General features: G+C 24.4%; 16 protein-coding genes. 10 read left to right on the top strand and 6 right to left on the bottom strand.

Annotated features, from left to right (window positions below; all coding sequences use genetic code 11):
* Nucleotides 1-470 precede the first annotated feature (470 nt).
* A complete protein-coding gene (locus KQY27_RS02100) occupies nucleotides 471-1,361 on the top strand; it encodes a sulfite exporter TauE/SafE family protein (protein ID WP_342765734.1) in 891 nt (296 codons plus the stop codon).
* Between the two features lie 96 nt (nucleotides 1,362-1,457).
* Here KQY27_RS02100 and KQY27_RS02095 read toward each other — a convergent pair whose 3' ends face one another.
* From KQY27_RS02095 to speB, 5 genes are all read right to left on the bottom strand, one after another.
* Nucleotides 1,458-2,312 carry a heavy metal-binding domain-containing protein gene (locus KQY27_RS02095; RefSeq protein WP_224424921.1) on the bottom strand — a complete coding sequence of 285 codons (855 nt, stop codon included), beginning with the start codon at nucleotides 2,310-2,312 and terminating at the stop codon, nucleotides 1,458-1,460.
* Nucleotides 2,313-2,516: 204 nt separating this feature from the next.
* Nucleotides 2,517-2,843 carry a heavy metal-binding domain-containing protein gene (locus tag KQY27_RS02090; RefSeq protein ID WP_224424920.1) on the bottom strand — a complete coding sequence of 109 codons (327 nt, stop codon included), beginning with the start codon at nucleotides 2,841-2,843 and terminating at the stop codon, nucleotides 2,517-2,519.
* A gap of 8 nt (nucleotides 2,844-2,851) precedes the next feature.
* Complete coding sequence (locus KQY27_RS02085; RefSeq protein ID WP_224424919.1) at nucleotides 2,852-3,043, bottom strand: DUF2116 family Zn-ribbon domain-containing protein; 192 nt, start codon at nucleotides 3,041-3,043, stop codon at nucleotides 2,852-2,854.
* A gap of 186 nt (nucleotides 3,044-3,229) precedes the next feature.
* Nucleotides 3,230-3,907, bottom strand: coding sequence for a UMP kinase (pyrH, locus tag KQY27_RS02080; RefSeq protein WP_224424918.1), 678 nt, complete (start codon nucleotides 3,905-3,907; stop codon nucleotides 3,230-3,232).
* Between the two features lie 223 nt (nucleotides 3,908-4,130).
* Nucleotides 4,131-5,057: an agmatinase gene (speB, locus tag KQY27_RS02075; protein WP_224424940.1), complete on the bottom strand. Its 927-nt coding sequence runs from the start codon at nucleotides 5,055-5,057 to the stop codon at nucleotides 4,131-4,133.
* Nucleotides 5,058-5,452: 395 nt separating this feature from the next.
* Here speB and KQY27_RS02070 point away from each other — a divergent pair, with 395 nt between their 5' ends.
* The 4 genes from KQY27_RS02070 to KQY27_RS02055 all read left to right on the top strand — a co-directional run bounded on the left by KQY27_RS02070 (nucleotide 5,453) and on the right by KQY27_RS02055 (nucleotide 8,759).
* Nucleotides 5,453-6,307 carry an AAA family ATPase gene (locus tag KQY27_RS02070; protein WP_224424917.1) on the top strand — a complete coding sequence of 285 codons (855 nt, stop codon included), beginning with the start codon at nucleotides 5,453-5,455 and terminating at the stop codon, nucleotides 6,305-6,307.
* A gap of 575 nt (nucleotides 6,308-6,882) precedes the next feature.
* Nucleotides 6,883-7,710 carry a hypothetical protein gene (locus KQY27_RS02065; RefSeq protein ID WP_224424916.1) on the top strand — a complete coding sequence of 276 codons (828 nt, stop codon included), beginning with the start codon at nucleotides 6,883-6,885 and terminating at the stop codon, nucleotides 7,708-7,710.
* Between the two features lie 280 nt (nucleotides 7,711-7,990).
* Entirely contained in the window at nucleotides 7,991-8,338 is a 348-nt protein-coding gene (locus KQY27_RS02060) for a hypothetical protein (protein ID WP_224424915.1), read from the top strand.
* Nucleotides 8,316-8,759 (top strand): hypothetical protein, encoded by a 444-nt coding sequence (locus KQY27_RS02055; RefSeq protein ID WP_224424914.1) that lies wholly within the window; start codon nucleotides 8,316-8,318, stop codon nucleotides 8,757-8,759. Before KQY27_RS02060 ends, KQY27_RS02055 begins: the two co-directional genes overlap by 23 nt.
* Before the next feature lie 228 nt (nucleotides 8,760-8,987).
* Here the strand turns inward: KQY27_RS02055 and KQY27_RS02050 are convergent, their stop codons facing one another.
* On the bottom strand, nucleotides 8,988-9,377 hold the full coding sequence (locus KQY27_RS02050; protein WP_224424913.1) for a translation initiation factor IF-5A: 390 nt from the start codon (nucleotides 9,375-9,377) through the stop codon (nucleotides 8,988-8,990).
* 715 nt (nucleotides 9,378-10,092) lie between these two features.
* Here KQY27_RS02050 and KQY27_RS02045 point away from each other — a divergent pair.
* The 5 genes from KQY27_RS02045 to hemC all read left to right on the top strand — a co-directional run bounded on the left by KQY27_RS02045 (nucleotide 10,093) and on the right by hemC (nucleotide 17,278).
* Nucleotides 10,093-11,469 (top strand): Ig-like domain-containing protein, encoded by a 1,377-nt coding sequence (locus tag KQY27_RS02045; RefSeq protein WP_224424912.1) that lies wholly within the window; start codon nucleotides 10,093-10,095, stop codon nucleotides 11,467-11,469.
* Between the two features lie 448 nt (nucleotides 11,470-11,917).
* A complete protein-coding gene (locus KQY27_RS02040; RefSeq protein ID WP_224424911.1) occupies nucleotides 11,918-12,376 on the top strand; it encodes an arginine decarboxylase, pyruvoyl-dependent in 459 nt (152 codons plus the stop codon).
* 76 nt (nucleotides 12,377-12,452) lie between these two features.
* Nucleotides 12,453-14,531: an inositol monophosphatase family protein gene (locus KQY27_RS02035; protein WP_224424910.1), complete on the top strand. Its 2,079-nt coding sequence runs from the start codon at nucleotides 12,453-12,455 to the stop codon at nucleotides 14,529-14,531.
* Between the two features lie 12 nt (nucleotides 14,532-14,543).
* On the top strand, nucleotides 14,544-16,184 hold the full coding sequence (gene cfbE / locus KQY27_RS02030; RefSeq protein WP_224424909.1) for a coenzyme F430 synthase: 1,641 nt from the start codon (nucleotides 14,544-14,546) through the stop codon (nucleotides 16,182-16,184).
* A 224-nt stretch (nucleotides 16,185-16,408) separates the two neighbouring features.
* Nucleotides 16,409-17,278 (top strand): hydroxymethylbilane synthase, encoded by an 870-nt coding sequence (gene hemC / locus KQY27_RS02025; protein ID WP_224424908.1) that lies wholly within the window; start codon nucleotides 16,409-16,411, stop codon nucleotides 17,276-17,278.
* The last annotated feature ends 290 nt before the right edge of the window (nucleotides 17,279-17,568 follow it).

Below are 17,568 nucleotides of genomic sequence, written 5' to 3'. Positions count from 1 at the left end.
TTTTTGAATGTAATTTATTTATTTTATCATATAATATCATATAACTTTTTATACTAATTTAATGTATGTAATTTAAAAGTTATATATATTTTGTTGTCATTCAATAAAGATTTATTATAGCTTATTATTGATTTAGATGTTTTTATTATAGATCTTTTTATATTATTATTTAATTTCATTAATTATTTAACTATTTATTTAACTATTTATCTAATTATCAATCTATTTATCAATCTATTTATTTCATTTGATTATTAATTAATTATTAATTTAATTATTTTATTTTACTACTGAATAATCAATAAATTAATGATTTAATTAATATATTTTAAAGATATAATAATTATTATTAATCTAAAATATTTCTAAATAAATATATAAATTAAGAAATATTGAATTATATATAGAATTAGATATAAAATGAAAAATTATGAAATAATATATTATGAAATAATGATTTATCATTCAAAATTCTAAAATTACTTTACTTTTCATTAATTGATATAGTTTCAGGTGTTTTTATCTTTTCAATAGAATATATTATCTTTTTAATATTTATAGGAGTATTTGCAGGGATTTCATCAGGATTATTGGGATTAGGTGGAGGATTTTTAATGGTTCCTCTACAATATTTTCTTTTAACTTCAATTGGTGTTGATTCTGATTTAGCATTGAGAATATCTCTTGGAACAAGTTTAGCTATTATTATACCTACGTCATTATCAGGAGCTTATACTCATCAACATAGATTAGAGAATATATTAAAACCAGGAGTTACTCTGGGTATTTTTGGAATAATTGGTGGGATATTAGGGGGAATTACTTCTTCATATCTTCCTTATAATATATTAAGTAACATATTAGGGATATTTTTAATTTTAATAGCTATAACTATGTTATTTGAGAGGAATAATAAGAATGGGTTCTTTGGATTTAAAAAAATAAAATTATCTCTTTATATTGGGGCTTTTTTTGGTATTTTAGTGGGATTTTCATCAGGGCTTCTTGGAATTGGTGGAGGAATCTTTTTGATTCCAATTTTAGTATTTTTATTAGGTTTTTCAATGAAGGAAGCTATTGGAATTTCTTCGATTTTCATTTCTTTAACTGCAATTGGTGGGGCTGCTTCTTATATTTTAACTGGATGGGGAATAAATTCATTTCCATTTTCTTTAGGTTATATTAGTTTAGTTAATCTAGGAATTATAGCTATTTTTTCAATTCCTGCAGCATATATAGGAGCAAAATTAGTATATAAAATCCCAGAAAAAAGACTAAAACAAATTTTTGGCATTATTATGATATATATGGGAATTAAAATGTTAGGATTAGACCCAATATCTTATTTATTAGGAATTTAAATGCAAAATAGGATTAATTTTAGTTAATTTTAGTTAATTTTATTTAATTTTAGAAAATTTTAATAGGATATAGGTTTTAAAACTAATTTTAATTAGTTAGATTAATTTAACACCAGTGCCACGAACAACAATATGGATATTATCTTCTTTAAGACCACCTAATGTATCAAATTCAATGGTTAAATCAAGAATTGCATCACAACCTTTGCTTTTACCTTGATTTGCTAGATTTATAAGTGCTTGTTGTCTTGCTTTTCTGAGATTTTTTATTAGAATCTCTTCTTCATTTGATTTATCTTTACTTAGCAATGATTTTTGGTTTTTTATAAGGATTTTACCTTCAAAAATCCCTTTAAATTCTTTTATATTATGATCTGGTGTAGAAGTTGTACTTAAAAATAGTATTCCTAAATCGTTTATATTAACTTTATCCATATCTTTATCATAATCCATTTTTCCAGTTTCTTCTATATATTCTTTATTGAGAATTTTAAACCACATTTTTCTTAAAAAAAATCGTATATGGTCTGCAATGGATTTAAAAATACCAAATATATGGGCCAAAACACCAAGAATCACAACTACTAAGAAATAATTAACAAGTATTGGAAAAGCTGCCTGTAATATAATTGCTGCACTTCCAATAGTAATAAGATTTAACCCTAAACCAGTGTTAATATATATAAATCCATAAAGAACAGTTAAAATGAATAGTAAGAATGCACTAATTGCTCCAGTTGTTTTTCCATATAGTTTATCTGCAAGATATGTTTCAACATAACCTGCAATTAATGGAGAAAGAATTAATCCAATATTAAATCCAAAGATAGCTATGTTAAAATAATAAAATAAAACTAGTGAAAACACTCCAACTAAGGTTCCTATAGCTATACAAAGTGTAGTTTCCCCTATTTCTTTAAGTTTTTGTCTTGTAGGTCTTTGTATATTCATGTTTTCACTTTAATGATATTCTTAAACATTAAAAACTAAAAAATATTATAATTTAATATTAAGAGACTATAATTAAATAATAAAAATAAAATTATTAATAACTAATAGATATGCAATATCTAATAGAATTTAATGGATATATAATAAATAGATATATAATATCTAATTTAGTAATATGATTAAATAATATATTCAATAACATATTCAGTCTTCATAAGAAATAGCTGTTCCATAGGCAGTTACAAGGATAGTATTTCCCATGGTTCCACCAAGGTTATTATAAGACATTTTCAAACCAATAATAGCATTTGATTTGAGGTCATTAGCTTTTTCTTCCATAATATTTAATGCTATTTCTCTTGCTTTATCTAATTCTTTTTCATAAGCAGAAGTTCTTCCACCTACAACATCTCGAACTCCTGAAAATAAATCTTTATATACATTAGAACCTATTAAAGATTCTCCTGTAACTAATCCATGGTATTTTGTTATTTTTTTATTTTCAAGAGTATTTGTTGAAGATAATAACATTCTAAAACCTAATTTCTGAAAAACATCATATACATGAAGATGATTATAAAAACAATCATTAATACGAATAAAATCATCCTATTTTTTCTCATACTCGCTTGTCTCTTTGTTAAAACTCCTTGACATTTTTCAGAGCAAGTAGTTTCGTTTAATGGGATGGGAGTGTTACATACGGGGCAATGTTTGTGCATATCAGTCATAATTTCACCTTTATTATTTTTTATTAAATTATAATTAAATTAATTAATAATTTTAACTCTTTATTGTTTATATGATTAAATTATTTATATTAAAATTGAATTATAATTAAATTAGTTAAGTCTTATTAAAATGATTCAATTTTTCATATTTAAATCTCAATTATATATTTATAAAAGTTAAGTTTTTTATTCAGAAATAATTCTAGTTCCTATTTTTTCTTTTTTAATAGCTTTAACTAAATTTTGGGGATCTTCTCCATTAGCTATTATGGTTTCAAGGGAAGAACGTTTAATCATTTGGATAGCTGTCATATCAAAGAATTCATATGTTCCAGCTTTAACATCATTTCCATTAATGAATTTTAACATTTCAGTAGCTGTAATTTCTTCAATTAGTTCTGCATCAGAGTATTTATTAGGATCTTTTGTATACATCCCATCAACAGAAGTAAGGTTAATTAACATATCAGCTTGGACATATTCGGCTAAAATAGCACTTACAGCATCAGTACTGTGGGCAGGTTCAGTTCCACCCATAACAATAATTTTTCCACTAGCTGAATATTCAAGAGCTTCTTGGAAATTATGTGGAACTTTTTGGTAAGATGAATTACCAAGAGCTAAAAGTAATAATTTAGCATTTATTCTAGTAACTTCAATACCAATGTCATCACATTTAGCTTCACCACAATCAAGATCTCGAACTACTTGGATATATTCTCTTGCAGGCTTTCCACCACCAACAACTACAAATATTTCGTGTTCTTCAGCTAATTTTTTTAAAACTTCAGCATATTCCTGAAATTTCTTATAATCATAATCTTTTATTATAATTGATCCACCAATAGCAGCTACTATTCGCATAAGTTCACCTAATTTTATAAAATGCATAACTAATGTAGTATTAATAATATAAATTTTAATATATTCTATCCTTATTATTTATTTTTAATATAATATTTAAATTTATATTTAAATTCACATTTTATTTTCAAATTTATATTTTATTTTTAAATTTATATTTTATTTTCAAATTTTGGTTTATTTTTATTTCAATTTTAGTTTTTGATTTATTTTTTAAATTAAATTAATCAACTAAAGATAAAAAGTCATAGATTATTTTAGATGCTGTTACTGCAGTAGGATCTCCAAGTCTATTGGTAGCTACTTCTACTAAATCAAAACCAATTATATTTTTTTTAGCTAAAATTTCTAAAAATAATTCAATATCTCCTGGTGAAAGTCCATTTGGAATGGGGTTTCCCACTTCTGGAACATAAAGAGGATCCAAAACATCTATATCAATGCTAATATAAACTGGATCATCATTATTTATAGAATTTAATTTTTCTTTTATATTTTGAAGTTTTTTATCTTGGAATTCTTCATCTGTTCCAATCATGTTTTTTGAAGTAAAAATAGAAATGTTATTTTGAGAATCAACAAATTCTTTTTCTTCTTTACTAGCTGAGCGAATTCCAATTTCAATTATTTCTTTTGGATTTAAATCATGGATTCTTTTCATTACAGTAGCATGAGAACATTTTTCACCTTGATACTCATTTATAATGTCCATATGTGCATCAAAATGGATTATAGTTATATCTTCAATATTATATTTGCCAATATTCTTGTTAGTTAATGCTTTAATCGGAGCTAAACTTATACTATGTTCCCCTCCAATAACTATTGGTTTGATGTTTTTAGCTACTAACTCTAATATTGTTTCTTCAAGAATAGATAAGGTTTCTTTGCAATTTCCATATATAACATTTGTATTTCCAAAATCATAAAAATTAGTATCAATATCTCTGTTAAAGGTTATATTATATTTTTCAAAACTATAGGACGCTTCTCTTACCGTCGTTGGTCCAAATCTAGAACCTGGTCCATAAGAACTTGTACTATCAAATGGTACTCCAATTATTCCCCAACTATTTTCTTTTGCTTCTTCTAAATCATCTGTTTCTTGTGAAAAAGCAAATTTCCAAGGTTTATATGTATTAAATATCACAGTTTCACGCACTTTTTTCATATGAATTATATAATTTTAATATATAATTTTAATCATAATAATATCAATAACCCAAATTTAAAAAAGATTTTTAGATATTAAGAAAAAAACATATCTAAAAGTAGGAAATAGATATATAATATTGTGTTAGAAGACATATATAAAATAATTGGATTCACTTAAACACATAATAGAAAAATTAAAAGAATGGGATTAAAATTTTTCATTTTTTTCACTATTTTATCTTTTTTACTTTTTATATTTTTCATTATTTTATATTTTTCAATATTTTTATATTAATTATTACTTTTCTATTGCTCTTGGAAATTTTATTAATATATATTTTTATATAAATTTTTATCACCTACTCAATATTTTTTAGGGGTGATACTTTTATGCTTTCAGATGATAAGATTAGTCAAATTTTTAACAAAGAAACACATATTTTTAAAGATCAGGATGTTTTTGATATTCATGTTCATCCTAAAAACTTTCTATATAGAGAAAATCAACTATATGTAATAGCTAATAATATAAGACCTGCTTTAAAAGGTTATAGTCCTATTCACACGGTACTTTTAGGTGACTTCGCAACAGGTAAAACAACAGCTATTAAACGAGTTTTTGAAATAGCTAAAATGGAAAATACTAATGTTATTCCAGTTTATATTAATTGTAAAGTTTATAGCAATAGATTCAAAATTTATTCTATGATTCATGAAGCTATTTTTAACAAAAAAGCTCCATCACGAGGTAGTAGTTCCCTTATATTATTTGATAAGATTATGAAAGAATTGAAAAATAAAGGTAAGATATTATTGATAGCTTTTGATGATGTCAATTATCTTTTAAAAGATGCAAAATGTCAACAAATGTTTTATGAACTTGTAAGGGCTTATGAAGTACATGAGGTTAGAATTGGTGTATTTCCTATTTTAACTAGCCTAGAATTTAGATATAAGTTTGATGCAGATGTTAAAACGACTTTCATTCCTGAAGAAATAATCTTTCCTCCTTACAATTCTACTGAAACATATGGTATATTAAAAGATAGGTGCTGTGAAGGTTTTGCTGATGGTGTTATAAATCATGAGATTATTGAAAGAGTTTGTGATATTGTGACTCAAACAAATAATCTTAGATTAGGCTTGACTATTTTAAGAACTTTAGGCAATAAAGCAGAAATAGAAGGCACTGATAAAATTACTAATAAACAGTTTAGTAATGTTATTAAAACATTGAATAAGTGAGAAAATTATTAAAAAAACATTTGGACTTTTAATATTCTCTCCTTCTTCAATTCTTTTTCCTTTAATTATTTTATCAAAATCAGATTCAAATTCTTTATCTTTATTTTGTATGAAATTATAATATTTTTTTAGCTATTTTTGGCTGTTTAGAACTTATTTTTCCTTTATTTTCAATTTTTTGTTATTTATTTTTCTATTAATTTTAGAATCATGGATTCTTATTTCATATTTTTTTTTACATATGAAATTAGATATTACTTAAATATTACTTCTCATTTTTAATAGCTAATTATTTATAAATTTACTTTCTAAAAATCATTTCTATTTTATATTTCTAAATTAAATATTCATATTTCATTCTTAAAAATCATTTTAATTTTTTATTTCCATTTTTAATTTCTAAAATTCATTTATAGCTAAAAATAAGCTCATATAACCGTTATATTTATATAGTATTTTAATCAATATTGTAAATAGGTTAGGTTGAAAAGTATGATATTGAAATTTATAATTTTTCAAATTTCATATTTTTCAGTAGGTAGTATGAAACATAAAAATAAATGGAGTTGAAATAAATGAAAAAAATAGATAAAATTAAAAAAGCAAGATTAGTACTAAGGGTACTATTGATGTTTTGTTGGCATGTGGGAAAATCTGGAATACCTTCTACTATGGATGATCCTGATGGTTCAGGCCATCAGTTATTGAATAAATCATTATATAATATGTTAGGAGCTAATGCAAAGACTAAATTAGCACCTTATAAAGAAATAATTTTTGATAGTGCAGATATTGATTTATCTCGTAAAAATCCTGATGAAGTTGATGGACCACTAATAGAAGCTGGTGAGCCACGTAAACATACTGATATAAACTATTGTGAAACTAAAGCCGATCTTCACACTAATCGTGCTGCTGAACTTCTTAATACAGATCCTAGGAGAGCTGCCTATGATTTAGCTTATGGTTTCCATTATGTACAAGATATGGCTTGTCCTGTACATATGGCAAGTTTAGGAGGAGATAATCGAAATAAGTATTGTAATAAGTACACTAGTGGAGAACTTCATGGTGCTTATGAGAGGCCTTTAACTAGTGGTGTTTTTTGTAATACCTATGCTGGTTGTGAAGATTATCAAGCAGTTATTGATGCTTATAATGAACCTGAAACTGGCATGTCGGCAAAATTAACTGAACTTGTAGGATCAATGAAAGGTTTTAATGTTTTAAAAAATGAGGATGTTAAAAACTATCTTATAAATCGTGCAAAAGTATGGATTGGATATTATTGTGAAGAAGATCATATTAAAGCTAAAAAAAGGTTGATTTATGATTATGCTATGGCTGTTGGAATACAGAAAAGATATTTATTAAGGCCTGGTCTTGAAGTATTCAGACAATAAAAATGTTTTTTTATAGAGTGTTAATATTTTTAATACTCTACATTTTTTTATTTTAATATATAAGAAACTTTAAAGGAACTATTCATTTAAGAAAGTATTTTTCATAATCTTAAACCATTAAATTATTTTGTTATTTTTTATTTAGATATATGAAAAATAATATTGTTTAAAATGTTCTTTTATAAATGAAAAGAAAATGTTTTGTATTTACTAATACTTTTTCTTATTAATACTTTTTATTATTTTTATAAATTATTTATTATATTACGAGGCAGTTTAAATGCAAATTAAAAGTTTTAAAAACAAGCAAAGAGTAGGCCTATTTCTATCAATATTAGCTATGATATTAACACCTTATTTGGATAGGATTGTAGATTTTATACCTGCTGAATGGTATATTCAGTTAGCTATTATGATAGGTTTAATAATTATTATATTTGTTTTAATTGAATTTAGAGTTTTAAATTCTGAATTATTAGGTAAGAATATTATGAGCATGGATAAAAAAGAAGTTATTAAAAATTTATTAAAACTTATTTTTAGCATCAGTCCAACATATCTTGGCAGTAATCAGAATTATAAATCTTCAGAAGCTGAAAGTGGTGATGATAAGGATGAAATACAATGAATGCCTGAAAAATCAACAAAAAATCCCTTCAACAATTTTACAAGCTCAGATTAACGAAATAAAAGAGAAAGTTAATGAAATTGATGATTATTGTAAAAATAAAGAATATTATAATGGTATTAGACAAGCTAAGATTGATCAAGTTATTGAAGAGATAGATGATATTGAAAAGGATCAAAAAAGAGCTTTGAAAATATTATTATCTGATTCTGAAGGTAGAAATAATAATATTGAAAAAAGAGTAGCAGATACTGAAAAAGATATTAGTGATTTAAAAATAGCTATTTTTGATATTCCAAATAATATTATTAATAAAATAGCTAAGTTATTAGCTATATTTGGAACTGGAATAACTTTTATAGTTAGTGTGATTATGTATTTTAATGATATTATTATATTTTTAATGAATATTTCTAAATAAAAAATCCAATATGAAAATATAATTTTTAATTTAAAAGCCTAATTTAAAAAACAATTTGAAAAACAATTTGAAAAACTAATTTGAAAAACTAATTTGAAAAACTAATTTAAAATTAATGTAAAAATTTTAATGTAAAAATTTTAAAATATGATAAATTTGATGTTATAGAAATAATAGAAAATAAATATATAAATAATAAGGAATTAAAGATAAATAAATCTTATTTATCTATTTAACTCTCATAATTTTCATATTTCCAAGAGCAGTAATGTAATCTACTTCTGCACCTTCAACAATTTGATCTTTAAGTTCATCAGGCATAGGAAGTTCGAGAGTTTCGTAATTTTCCATATCCATCAATTGAACATTAGTTCCCATTATAGATAATACTTGTCCAACTCTTTTATCAATAATTGGAATATCAATTTTAGTATCTACAGGTTTAACAATACTTCTTTTTTGATTATCGAATATACCTACAGCTTCAAGTCTTGCTTTAGCTGCTCCATGTTTTCCAGGAGATGATGTTGATAAACTGGTTATTTTAGAAGCTTCTCCATCTAATACTACATATTTTCCTATTTTTAAAGTTTTAACTTCAACAACTTTCTTTGACATTTCTTTTCCTCCACATTATAATAATCTAGATTAAAATTATTGTAAGCATTACTATTATTTAATTCTTAATGCATTGATATTTATTTAATTTTATTTAATTTTATATAATTTTATTATTTTTTATTTAAATTTAATAGTATATATAAATATAGTGATATGTTAATGTTTTTAAATTATTAAATTTTTAAATCATTAGATTATTAAACTTATTAAAATTATTAAATTTATTAATTTAAAATTTTATTGAAATTATTCTTAAATTATATATAAAAAAATTATAACTATATTGTTTTATTTTAATTAATTTTTATTTGCATTATTATTTCTATAAATAATCAGTATTTTAATATTATCATAATCTGTTTAGTATAAAATCAATTAGATTAATATTATTTATCAATTTTTATATAATTTATCCTATATTTATAAAGTACTATAATATTTGTTATTGTTTTATTATATTAATTTAATCCATTTATTTATTATTATATTCTAATAAATCTATTAATTGTACTTTTTCATTTTTTGTAAGTTATAGTAGTATTAATAAGTTATTATTTATTATTCTTTTTGTTCTAGAACATTCATATTGGATAGTTTTATACATGTTGGAATATATATTATTATTCATCATAAATTTGAGTTCTAAATGAGTTACTCAAAAATAATTTTATGGAACTAATTTGGATTTTATACTAATTTATGGTGATTTTTAATGAAAAAAATATTAGTATTACTCATATTTTTATTTATCTTTTTTGGTAGTATAGGCTTTGTTTGTTCTGCAGATAATGGGTCTTCACTTCCTAATAGTAATAATTTCACTGTTACGGTTGAACATAATCCGCCTGTACATGGAAAACAAATTAACTTTACAGTTACTGTAAAAGATTCTAATAATAATCCTGTTGCCAATAGATTATTTGCTTTTGCTTTACGTGCAAGAAGTGATACATCTAGTAACCCTGAGGGTCGTATTGATTATAGTCAATCAACTACAACTGATTCTAATGGTGTTTTTAAAGTAAGTTGGCCAGGTAATGCTGGTTGGTATGATTATTATGATCTCACAATTAGTGATGGTCTTAATGGAAATAAGTATCCTACAGGGAATACATACTATAAAAAAACTTTTGATTTTGCTATAAAAACTACTTTAAGCTTTAGCAAGTCTCAATCTTCTGTTTATGAAGGAGAGTTTATAGTAGTTAGAGCTTATGTCATATCTCTTGGTAAACCACTCAATGGAGGCAATCTAGTATGGCATTATGCTAATGGCAAAAGTGTTCCAACTGCTGTAGTAAATGGTGTTTCTATTTTTAGGTATAGTAGCTATAAATTAGGAAATAATATTATTTACGTTAACTATATTGGTTTTGGTCCAAATGTTCAAGTTCCAGGATGGATTGTTTCAAATACATCTATTAGTAAGTCATTTAGTATCAATGTTAAAGGCGCCTCTGATCTTTTAATAGCTAAGATTGTACGTTCAGGCAATAAATATAAAGTTATTATCAAGAATATCGGTAATGGTGCATCTAGTGCTACAAAGCTTAAACTTTGGTACTCTAATAAGAAGTATAAAATTATCAGTGTTTCTCCTTTAGGTGTTGGCAAATCAAAAACATATGTTGTTAATTTCTTTAAATACAGTACTCATAAGAAATATAATAAATATGCTCAGATTAATTACAATAAAGCTACTTATGAAAAAAATTATGCTAATAATAAGCTAATTTTTAAATCAGATGTGGCTTATGGTTTAGCTGCAGATCTTAAGATCACTAAAGTTACTCGATCGGGTAATAATTATATTGTCACAATTAAGAATAATGGTAATTTGGCTGCATCTGCATTTAAACTTAAATTTTGGTATGGGTCTAAAACTAGGGCTAAAGGCCTTGTAAGTTATACTATTAAGAAATTTGGACAATATGGTAAAAAATTACCTTCAGGTGTTTCAATAGCTTTGACCATCCCATATTATCCATATAAGACACACTCAAAGTATTATAAATTTGTTAGTGTAAATTCTGATAAAAAGATTCCAGAGTCTAATTATGCTAATAACCTTAAAAAATTCAAAGTTTAATTATTCAAAGTTTAATTAATTATTTTTACTCTTTAATTTTTTAATTTATTTTCTTTATTTTTTTATTTTCTCAGATATTATCCTATGTATGTCTTTTCATATTTTTCTTTATTTTTTCCTATTTTTCAATCTATTTATGATTAAATTTCTAATTAAATTAGTATTTAATCATTATTTTTTAAATAACAAGTTGAAAATTTAATAAAAAATAATCATAAAATATTTAATATTTATTTTTTAAATAATATAGTATAATAGTATCAAATAATATAATATTATTAATATAATGGATATTTATTCATTAACATTATAAGAACTGTAATATAATTTAAAATTCTAATTATTTATAATATATATAATATTTTATAATGTCTTATATTTTCATGATATTTATAAAATAAAGCATTGTTTACTAATAATATTTAATTTAAATTCTATATGTGATAAAATGAAGGTAGCTATTGTATCAGGAAAGGCAGAAGGACCAACTAAACTCAATTCATTTGATAATGCATTACTTGAAGCAGGAATAGGGGATGTTAATTTAATAAAAGTTTCTAGTATGTTAGAAAAAGGAACTGAGGTGGAATTACTTCCAAAATTAAGACCTGGAGCAATGGTTAATTGTGTTTTATCTACTATTACTTCAGAAAACAAAGGAGATTTAATTTCTTCTGCTATTGCAATTGCTATTGGCACTAATATGGGATGTGTTGTTGAAAGCTCTGATATAAATAAATCTCCAGAAGAAGTGAAAAAAAATGCAGAAGAAATGGTTAAATATATGATGGAAAAAAGAAATGAGGATATTAATGAACTTATCATTGAAGAAGTTAATCACACAGTTGAGGATATAGGTACTGTAGTAGCATCTTTAGTGTATTTAAATGATAAAATAATAGAATAATGATTAATAGAATAATAATTGAATAAAATTCATTTATATTCATTTATAATATCATATAATCTGATAGGGGTTAAAAATGAAACCAGAAGATATTGAACTATGTAAGGATATTTCCAGAAAAATTATTGAGAATGTTGAATTGAAAATTAGAGGGCATGTTGGAAATCCTGAATCTGGGGAATTGGTTAAACTTGGTGCTGATGGAACTCCTACTGCATATATAGATTTAATAGCTGAAAATGAGGTTATTGATATATTGGTTGATACAGATTTCGTTTCTCTTTTGATTAGTGAAGAAATTGGGGAATTAAAAATAGGGAAAGGATCTGTAGAATATGTTAATATTTCTGATGAATTAAAAAAGATTTATAAAAAAAGAAAAATCTCTTCAGAAGTATCAGATATAGATGATCTAAAGTTTATATTCCTAGTTGATCCTCTTGATGGAACCAGTAATGCTATTAAAAATATTGGGGCTTATGGTATATCTATAGCTATTTGTGAAATTAATAATGGTATTGTTACTCTTGATGATATTGAATTAGCTTTTGTTAAAAATTTTGCTAATGGAAATTATTATGAAGCTGTTAAAGGAAAAGGGGCTTGGCTTAATGGAAAAACAATGATTCCAAGTAAGGAAACTAATTTAAGTAATTTGTCTATTGGAGGATTTATAAGAAATAATAGTTATGATGTTTATGATCTTATTAAAAAAGTTCGAAGAATGCGAATATTGGGTTCTGTTGTTCTAGAATTAGCTTATGTAGCTAATGCTAAATATGATGCATTTGTTGATATGAGAGGAAGTAGGATAATTGATATAGCTGCTTCAAAGTTAATAGCTGAAGAATCTGGAGCTTTTGTTAGTGATGAAAATGGGAATAAATTAAAAAATAATCTTGGAATTCATGAAAAAACTATTGTAGTTGGAGCAGGTAATGAAGAACTTCATAAAAAGATTATTAATACAATTAACAAGAATAAATCCAATAACATTGAGAAAGTGGGAATTGTTAGTAGATTAGATAAAGATGAAGCCATTTTATTCGGAGCTAAATTAATTCAAATATTAGAAAAAGAAAAAATTGAGATTTCTATTGAATATTCTTTAGCTACTAAACTCAATGAGATGAAAGATATTGTAAGTAGAAAAAACACTGCAATTACAAAAAGTACTGGAAGTACTGGAAGTGGTGCGAGTACTGGAAATAGTGTAAATACTAGAATTAGTGGAATTAGTGGAAGTAATGCAGATGCTGAGGCTGATGAAATTGGCGAAAGTATTGGAAATATTAAAAACATTGAGGATATTATTGATGATATTTTAAAAAGAGATAAACATCTTGCTAATGAATTAAAAGAATTTATTGAGTCAAAAGATTTTAGTTTTGTAGAGGATTATAACAAATATGCAAAGAACCTTTCTGAATTCAGCACTGATGTTTTAATCACACTTGGGGGAGATGGAACTCTTCTTAGAGGACAAGCTAATTTAAGTAATAATGAAATTCCTCTTTTAGGAATTAATTTAGGAACTGTTGGATTTTTAACTGAGTTGGATGTCAAACAAGCTTTTAAAAATATTGATTCTATTTTAAAAGGAGAATATTATAAAGAAAAAAGGACTCAACTTAAAGTAACTCATGGTAAAGAACTTTTTACAGCTTTAAATGAAGTGGTTATCATGACTGAAAAGCCTGCCAAAATGTTAAATTTTGAAGTTAGTGTAGATGGAGAAGTTGTAGAAGAATTTCGAGCTGATGGATTGATTCTTTCTACTCCTAGTGGTTCTACAGCTTATGCTATGTCAGCTGGAGGGCCTATTGTGGATCCAAAAGTTGGAGCTTTTATTATTATTCCAATTTGCCCATATAAATTAGGTCTTAGGCCTTTTGTGGTTTCAGATAGGAGTGAAATTAAAGTTAAACTACTTAAAAAAGGTAAAAAAGCTGTATTAGTTATGGATGGTCAGGTAAGTGAAGAAATTGATGATTCTGAGGAGATTAATTTTGTAAAATCTGAAAATGATGTCTATTTCGTTAGAACAACTGATAGATATTTTTATCAGAGGATTAAAGAAAAATTAACTGAAAGTGGGTCTAAATCTCAGCATGATTCTAGCTATAATTCTAATTATAATTCTAATTTTTCATAAGATAGGTGTATTATGGACGTTTTAGTTGTTGATTTAACTCATGGTGGAGTTAAAATAGCTGTTGAACTTGAAAAGTTAGGTCAATTTGAAAATATCTATGCTTATGATATATATAATACTTTAAATGAAAATGAAAGGAATAAATTAGATTCTTATAATATAATTATTTGGAATAATGAGAAAAATGTATTAAATTATTTGGATCTAAAAGATAAAGATGTTGAACTCTTAGTTATAAATCCTATACACTCTTATTTTAATATTTTTGATTTAGATAATAATATTAATAAAAATTATAATAATACTAACAAGGGGGATAATATAGATAATAAAGATAATATTATTATAGGAGAGCTTACTCATCATCAAGGTGTTAATTTAATCTTAGATAAGTGGAAAAATACATTAAATCAAAAAATTCCAATTATTGAAGTTACTGGTGTAAAAGGTAAAACTAGTGTCGTATCTATGCTTAAAGAGATATTAATTCATAAAAATCCTCTCGTTTTAAGTAGCCTTGGTGCTAATTTATATAAAAATGGTAAAAAAATTATATTAAAAAAGAATATTAGTATAACTCCAGCTAGTATATTAGAAACTGTTAAATTAGCCAAAAAAATAGCTGATCCTGATTGTATAAAAATTGATGAATTTGGTAAATTAGATAAACCACATTATTCAATTGAATCAAAGGGAGTTAATGATTTAAATTCTGATTTATGTTATGGTGCTTGCATATTTGAGAGTTCTCTAGGGGTTACTGGTCTAGGTGATGTTGGTGTTTTGACCAATGTTGTAGAAAATTATTCTATTGCTAAAAATAGTTCTAATGCAAAAAATGCTAAAGAACAAGTCTTTAATTGTGATATAGTAATTATTGAAAAAGAAACTTTAGAACGGTATTATTCTGAAAAAATCAATACTGATTATAATCATAATAATTATAAGATAAATACATTTAGTTTTAATGATAAAAATGCTAATTTATTTGCTGAAAAAGTTGAATTTGATTTAAAGAGTACTAATATTAAAATAATCTACAATAATATCAAAACAAACTCTGGAGAGATAATTGGTGGAGATTTGATAGTTGACACATTTGCTCCTGGAGAACATCATGTTTTAAATGTTCTAGCTACTGTATCTACTGCATTATCTTGTAATATTGATAAAAATATTATTATCAATGGTTTAGCTAATTTTAATGGAATAAAAGGAAGAACCTCTCTTAAAACCAAAGAAAAACAAATTATTATTGAAGAAATTAATCCTGGAATTAATACAAAAGCTATTGAGAAATCTATTAGTATGATAAATAATATAAACGATTATGTTGTCATTTTTGGAGGAAAATATGGGGTTACTTGTGAAGAAATTAATGAAAATAAAGTAGCTAATCTTTTTGATGATATTTTATATAATCTTTCTGATATTTCAGATGATGAATTAAACAAAAATGAAAAAGATATCCAGTTAAATAATAAGTTTAATTTAATCTTAACTGATGATTTAGGTAAAGAAATTGGAAAAAAAATGAAATATACAGTTAAATTTATTGAAGATCCTATAGAAGCTCAAAATTTAGCTATTTCAAATAAAAAGAATGTTTTATTTATTTATCGATCTAATTATTCTCAAATTGATAAAAGATAGTTTTAATTTTTGTTTAATTTTTATTTAGATTTAATTAAACTTTTTATTTTCTATTATTTAGTATTTATTTAACTTTATTTTTTATTTATTATTTTTATTTTATTTTTTAAATAAAAAAGTTTATAAATTAAAGAAACATACTTATAATGAATAAATTTTTAGTGTTTATTTTTATAATAATTTTTATTTTTAAAACAATTCTTATAAGAATTGGAGATGATTTATTGATTGTTGGAACTAGAGGAAGTGAACTAGCATTAACTCAAACTAATTACATTCGAAAATGTATATTTGATTTAACAAATGAAGAAGTTGAAACTGAAATTATTAAAACAACTGGAGATAAAATAACCACTTCCCAACTATATAATATGGATTCTAAAGGACTTTTCACTAAGGAACTTGATAGGGCAGTTCTTGAAGAAGAAGTTGATTTTGCAGTACATAGTTTAAAGGATGTTCCAACTGAACTAGACAGCAACCTTGAAATAGTAGCAGTTCCTATTAGAGAATCTCCCAATGAAGTTTTAGTTTCTAATTATTCCTGGGAAGAATTACCTAAAGGTGCTAGTTTAGGAACTAGTAGCTTAAGGAGAGAAGCTTTTTGTAACATGTATGAAAAAAATTTAGTGTTAAAACCAATTAGAGGAAATATCGGAACTCGTGTTGAAAAAGTCCTAAATGGTGAAGTTGACGGAACAATTATGGCTGAAGCAGGGCTAAATAGATTGGGTCTAAAAGATTGTATTAAAACTAGATTTTCTCTGGAATATTTCACACCTCCCGCTGGTCAAGGAGCTTTAGCTATTATATCTAGAAAAGATTCGGATGTTAAAGAAACTCTTAGAAAACTCAATCATTTTGAATCAGAAAGTGAGGTTTTAGCAGAAAAAACAGTTCTTGAAGAGTTAGGGATTGGGTGTCAATGGCCATTGGGTTCAATAGCTAGAGTAAAAAATGATGAATTAGAACTTTATTCTATTCTGTTGACTCAAACTGGAGATATTCTCTATAAAAATAGAATAAAAGGTTCTGTATCTGAAGCTGAAAATTTAGGTAAAGAACTTGCAAAAGAAATGAAGGAATATATCTAGCTTTAGTTGGTTGGGATTATATTCATTTAAAAAATTCTTATTTTAATTAAATTTAATTAAAGTTGGTTTAATCTAATTAATTCTAATTAATTCTATTAATTAATTGGATTAATTAATCTAAATTAATTTAAAAGATAAAATAAATATTATAAATTAATATTAAATAAATTAAATAAATTTTATTAATAATATAATTATATAATTAATAAATATTAATAAATTTATTATAAATCAATGCAATTCAAGATTAAATTTAAATATGTCTTTAGTTATAAGTTATATTAATATAA

It is taken from the genome of Methanobrevibacter sp. TMH8 (assembly GCF_020148105.1).
Lineage (GTDB): Archaea > Methanobacteriota > Methanobacteria > Methanobacteriales > Methanobacteriaceae > Methanobinarius.
The sequence above is the reverse complement of the archived record's forward strand: the minus strand, read 5'-3'. Positions and strand labels throughout refer to the sequence as shown.